The following is a 3,038-nucleotide window of genomic DNA, read 5'->3' on the forward strand; positions in this document are numbered from 1 at the left end:
CGCGACCTTCGCCTGGCAGCCAGCGGCCCTGGCCGTCGCCGCGGCCCTGCTCCTGAGCACCCTGCTCCTCGGCCTGGCCGTGGGTTCGCAGCACGAGTCGGTCCGGACGGTGATCGAGGTCGTGGCGCGCCGTCTCGGGCTGGGCGACCCTCCTGTGACGCTGCTGGACGACCAGATCGTCTGGCAGCTGCGGCTGCCCCGGGTGCTGGGGGCGGCCGCCACCGGCGCCGGCCTCGCGGTCTGCGGCGCGGTGCTGCAGACCCTGACCGGGAACGACCTGGCCGATCCCTTCCTGCTCGGGATCTCGGACGGAGCCGCCGCCGGCGCGGTCACCGTGATCGTCCTCGGCGTCGGCGTGTCCGGCGCCGTGGGCACGGGCGCGGTGGCGACGGCGGCCTTCGCCGGCGCCCTGCTCGCCGCCGTCGTCGTCCTGGCCCTGGCCGGCGCGCGCACCCGGTCGCTGCCCACCGCCCGGACCGTGCTCGCCGGCATCGCGGTGGGCCAGATGTGCGGGGCCTACACCTCGTTCGTGGTGATGGCCCTCGGGGACCGCGACGCGGCGCGCGGTGTCATGGAGTGGACGCTGGGCTCGGTCGCCGGCGTGCGGTGGCCCACCGCCGTCTTCCTGCTGGCGGTCGCGCTGGTGGGTGTCACGGTCCTGGCCTCCGCGGCCCGCGACCTGGACGCCTTCGCCTTCGGCGAGACCGCCGCCCGCTCCCTCGGCGTCCACGTCGAGCGCACCCGCTGGGTCCTCGTCGCCACCGCCGCGCTGGTGACCGCGTGCCTGGTCGCCAACACCGGCGTCATCGGGTTCCTCGGCCTGGTCGTCCCGCACGTGGTCCGTCTCGTCTGCGGCCCGCGCCACGCCCTCCTGCTGCCCGTGTCGGCGCTGGTGGGCGCGTCCCTCCTGGTGGGCAGCGACGTCGTGGCGCGCTCGGTCCTCCCCGACCGGGAGATCCCCGTCGGCGTCGTCACGGCCGGGCTCGGAGCGCCGTTCTTCGCCTGGCTGCTGTGGCGCCAGGGGCGGGCCGACGGGAGGGCGCAGTGACGACGACGCCTGTCGGGCTGCGCGCGGAGGGACTCGGTGTCCGCGTCGGCGGAGCCACCCTGCTGGACGCGGTCTCGATCGCCTTCCGCCCCGGCCGGATCACGGGCCTGCTCGGGCCCAACGGCGCCGGGAAGACCACCCTGCTGCGCGCGGTCGCCGGACTGACCCGGCCGAGCGCGGGCCGGGTCCTGCTGGACGGCGAGGACCTCCACGCGCTCACGGCCCGCCGGCGGGCACGACGGGTGGCCTTCATGGAGCAGCAGGCGGACACCCGGTTGTCGCTGACGGTCCGTCAGGTCATCGAGCTCGGCCGCACGCCGCACCGCGGCCGCTGGCCCGTGCCGACGGACTCCGCCGCTGACGCCCACGAGCGGTCCGTGGTCGCCGACGCCGTCGCCGCGGCCGACGTCGGCCACCTGCTCGACCGCTCCTGGCCGACACTCTCGGGCGGCGAGCGGCAGCGGGTCCAGCTCGCGCGGGCGCTGGCGCAGGAACCCGACGTGCTGCTGCTCGACGAGCCCACCAACCACCTCGACCTGCGCCACCAACTCGGCTTCCTCGAAACCGTCCGCGGGCTGGGCATCACCACGGTCGCCGCGCTGCACGACCTCGAACTCGCCGCCGCCTACTGCGACGAGGTCGCCGTCCTGCTCGACGGCCGGCTGGTCGCCCACGGGCCCGGCTCCGAGGTGCTCACCTCGCGCACGATCGCGGAGGTCTACGGCGTCGACGTCACCGTGGAACGCCACCCCCGGCACGACAGACCGCACATCCGGTGGAACGGACTGCTCCACGAAAGGACGACGCCATGACCTCCCCCGCCCCGGACGCCCCCGCCCGCCGCAGTGCCGTGGTCCTGGTCGGCATGTCGGCCGGGGAGGCCGTCCGTCGTGACGAACTCCTCCGGGCGGCGGCCTCGCACCGGGCCTCGATCGCGTTCCTGCAGCTGGCGGACCCGTCCCTGTCGGCCGAGCTGACCAGGCTGGCCGACGCGGGCACCGAGACCGTGGTCCTGGTCGGCGTCCGCCTCACGGCTTCCGGCCCGGGCCAGTCCTGGCTCCGGCGGATCGCCGCCTACTGGTGGCGCGAGCGCGCGGGCCACCGTCCCGAACTCCTCGTCGCCACCCGCCTCGCCGACTCGCCGGACGCGGTCGCCACGGTGGCCGCGGCGACGAAGGCCGTCACCGGCGCGGAGCCCGGCCTCACCTCCGCGGCCTGGGAGGACGTGCCCGGCCACCAGCACCAGGTCATGGTGTGCCGCGGCCCGCGCTGCGCGGCCAAGGGCGTGGAGGAGGGACTGCGCGCCCTGGTCCAGGGACTGACCGAGCAGGGCCTCGGCGACGACGACGTGCTCGTCACCCAGACCGGCTGCCAGTTCCCCTGCAACCAGGCCCCCGTCATCAGCGTCCAGCCGGACGACGTCTGGTACGGCAACGTCGACCCGGCCACCGCCGCCCTCATCGTCACCGAGCACCTCGCCGGCGGACGACCGCTCGAGTCCCACCGCCTCCCCCGCCACCGGAAGCAGCAGCCGGACCACCACGACGACTGACCGCGGCCACCGGCCCGGGAGCGGGGCGCACTCCGTTCCCGGGCCGCCGCGACGCGTCCGCCGGACGGACCGTCACCACGTGGTCCCGAGACCGGTCCGCCCGGCCGACTCCGCCGACCTCCCCCCGGGTGAGGGGCGCCATGGACTGCGGGCGGGGCGCGCGCCGGAGCCGAGCAACCGGTCGGCGTAGCCAGGGAGGCGGTGCGTCTGAATGATGGAATGCATGTGCGCTCTTCGTAGTCGTAGAACTCCTTTGCGTTACGGGCTTTCCGGAGTCGTGGCGTCGGCCATCGCCGTGCTGCCGTGCGGCCCGGCCGTGGCGGCCGCGGCCGTCGCCCCCGTCGCTCGACCTCAAGGAGTCCGCCCAGGGCGGCATGGGCCCGCACGGCCTGATCGTCGGGGCCACCGGCTCCGGCAAGAGCGAACTGCTGCGCACCA

General features: G+C 75.7%; 3 protein-coding genes and 1 pseudogene. All 4 read left to right on the forward strand.

Going from position 1 to position 3,038, the window contains the following annotated elements; genetic code table 11:
* A partial coding sequence (locus ACWDCZ_RS39850) for a FecCD family ABC transporter permease (protein ID WP_449818527.1) occupies nucleotides 1-1,048 on the forward strand: 1,048 nt, incomplete at its 5' end.
* Nucleotides 1,045-1,860, forward strand: a complete 816-nt coding sequence (locus ACWDCZ_RS39855; protein ID WP_107418789.1) for an ABC transporter ATP-binding protein — start codon at nucleotides 1,045-1,047, stop codon at nucleotides 1,858-1,860. The genes ACWDCZ_RS39850 and ACWDCZ_RS39855, both read left to right, overlap by 4 nt.
* Nucleotides 1,857-2,600: a (2Fe-2S) ferredoxin domain-containing protein gene (locus tag ACWDCZ_RS39860; RefSeq protein ID WP_449818528.1), complete on the forward strand. Its 744-nt coding sequence runs from the start codon at nucleotides 1,857-1,859 to the stop codon at nucleotides 2,598-2,600. The genes ACWDCZ_RS39855 and ACWDCZ_RS39860 overlap by 4 nt, the downstream gene beginning before the upstream one ends.
* 335 nt (nucleotides 2,601-2,935) lie before the next feature.
* Nucleotides 2,936-3,038 (forward strand): annotated as a pseudogene (locus ACWDCZ_RS39865) (FtsK/SpoIIIE domain-containing protein); the annotation flags it as partial.

Source organism: Kitasatospora sp. NPDC001225 (genome assembly GCF_053597855.1).

Bases quoted from the DNA above. Each gene is read 5' to 3' on its own strand.
- ACWDCZ_RS39860 (WP_449818528.1), top strand. From the start codon at position 1,857: ATGACCTCCCCCGCCCCGGACGCCCCCGCCCGCCGCAGTGCCGTGGTC.